Origin of the sequence: Noviherbaspirillum denitrificans, from assembly GCF_002211445.1 — a bacterium.
Classification (GTDB): Bacteria; Pseudomonadota; Gammaproteobacteria; order Burkholderiales; family Burkholderiaceae_D; genus Noviherbaspirillum; species Noviherbaspirillum denitrificans.
On sequence record NZ_LSTO01000001.1, the window covers coordinates 1447830 to 1449937 of the forward strand.

1 protein-coding gene is annotated in these 2108 nt (G+C 67.1%); it reads right to left on the bottom strand.

Features of this window, described 5'->3' with window-relative positions:
• Positions 1 to 2108: PAS domain S-box protein (locus AYR66_RS07215; RefSeq protein WP_206047091.1), on the bottom strand; the 2108-nt coding region annotated here is incomplete at both ends.

Below are 2108 nucleotides of genomic sequence, written 5' to 3' on the forward strand. Positions count from 1 at the left end.
TCGTCTTCCACATGCAGCACGCTTGGCGTCTTGTCCTTGCAGCCGCGCAGCGCGCCCTGCAGTGCTGCCAGCAGGCGCACTTCATCGATGGGCTTGGGAATCCAGTCGAGGATGCCGACCGCGCCGCCGGTGAGCGTGCGCTGCCCTTCTTCCGCGCGCGCCGACACCACCACCACCGGCAGGTCGCGCGTGGCTTCCCGCTCCCGCATCCAGTGCAGCAGCGACAGGCCATCCTCGCGCGGCAGGGACAGGTCGAGGGTCACTGCCTCGTAGCCGCTGGCCGCGAGCATCTCGCGCGCCTTGCCTGCATCGTGCGCAATGTCGCTCGACAGGCCGGACTCCGCCAGCATCATGCCGAGCAGGCGCGCGATGTCGCGATCATCCTCGACGATCAGCACGCGGCCGGTGCGGTGCGGCGCCGCCGGCAGGCCGGGCACCTGCGGCAATTCGACGAAGAACTCGGTGCGCACGCCCGGCTGGCTGTCGAAATCGATGCGGCCGTAATGGCGCTCGACGATCGCGCGCGAAATGCTCAGCCCGAGGCCGGAACCGCCCTTCTGCCGCGTGTTGGACGAATCGGCCTGCGCGAATTTCTGGAAGATGCGGTCCCGGAAACCGGGATCGATGCCTTCACCCTGGTCGACCACCGACAGGCGCACCGCACCGGACGCACTCGAAAGACGCACCTGCACGGTGCCGCCGCGGGGCGAGAACTTGGCCGCGTTCGACAGCAGGTTGACCACCACCTGCACCATGCGGTCGCCATCCACCGCGACCCACGCATCCGGCGCGTCCGCCGCCAGCTCGAAGCGCACCTGGTACTGCTCCGCGAAATGCTGGGTTGACGCCAGCGCCTGTTCCACCAGCGGCAGCATGCGCTGCGTGACGATCTCGAAGCGCATGTGGCCGGACTCGATCTTTTCGATATCGAGGATGTCGTTGATCAGCCGCACCAGCCGCTCGCAATTGCTGTTGGCAATGGCCAGCAGCGATTTCGCACTTTCGGGCATCTCGCCGGCGACGCCGCCGCCGAGCAGGCCGAGCGCGCCGCGGATCGAGGTCAGCGGCGTGCGCAGTTCATGCGACACGGTGGAAATGAATTCATTCTTGAAGCGTTCCGTCTGCTTGCGCAGCGTGATGTCGGAACCCACGCCGCACACGCCGTCGACTTCGCCCCGCTCGTTGCGCAGCGGCGAGCGCACCACGAGGTAACTCTGGGCGCCACCGTTGAGATTCAGTTCGTCCTCGATGCGCGCGGAGGCATCAGCCAGCACCTTGCGGTCCATCGCGCGGTTGTAAGCGGCCAGGTCGGGCGGGAACACGTCTTCCAGCGTCTTGCCCAGCACTTCGCCGGGGCCGAAGCCGAACACCCGCTCGTACTCCTTGTTGGTGAACAGAAAACGGCCCTTCTTGTCGCGCACGTACACGAAGGACGAGGTGCTGCCCATCAGTGCCTGCTGCAGCGCGCTGCTTTCACGCAGTCGGCGTTCGCTATCGCGCCGCGCGGTAATGTCGCGCACGATGCCGGCGAATCCGCGGCGGCCCTTGAGCGGCATCTCGTTGACCATCAGCTCCATTGGAAACAGCGAACCATCCTTGCGCCGCCCGGTCACTTCGCGGTCCATGCCGATGATGGCGGTACGGCCCGTGTCGCGGAACTTCTGCAGGTGGCCGGCGTGCATGTGATGGTAGGTGGCCGGCATCAGCACCTTGATGTCTTGCCCGATCAGTTCGCTTTCCGCGTAGCCGAAGATCTTGAGCGCGGCCGGGTTGATGCTGTCCACCATGCCGAACTCGTCGAGCGTGATGATGCCGTCAGCGACGTTGTCGACCACCGCGTGCATGCGCGACTCGCTCTCGCGCGCGATGGCGAGCGCCTGCTGCAGGGTGTCGTTGTTGAGTTCGGACTCGGTCCATTGCGCCAGGTCGCGCAACGCATCGAGGTCGCCCGGCGCGAGCGCGCGCGGCTCATGGCCGGCGATCGCGAAGGTGCCGAAACGTGTGCCGTCGGGCGCATGCAGCGACCAGCCGGCGAAGAAGCGCGCAGGCGGCGTGGCACCCGCCAGCCGGGGATCGGCAGCGGCGTCTTCCACCACGGCGGGGACGCC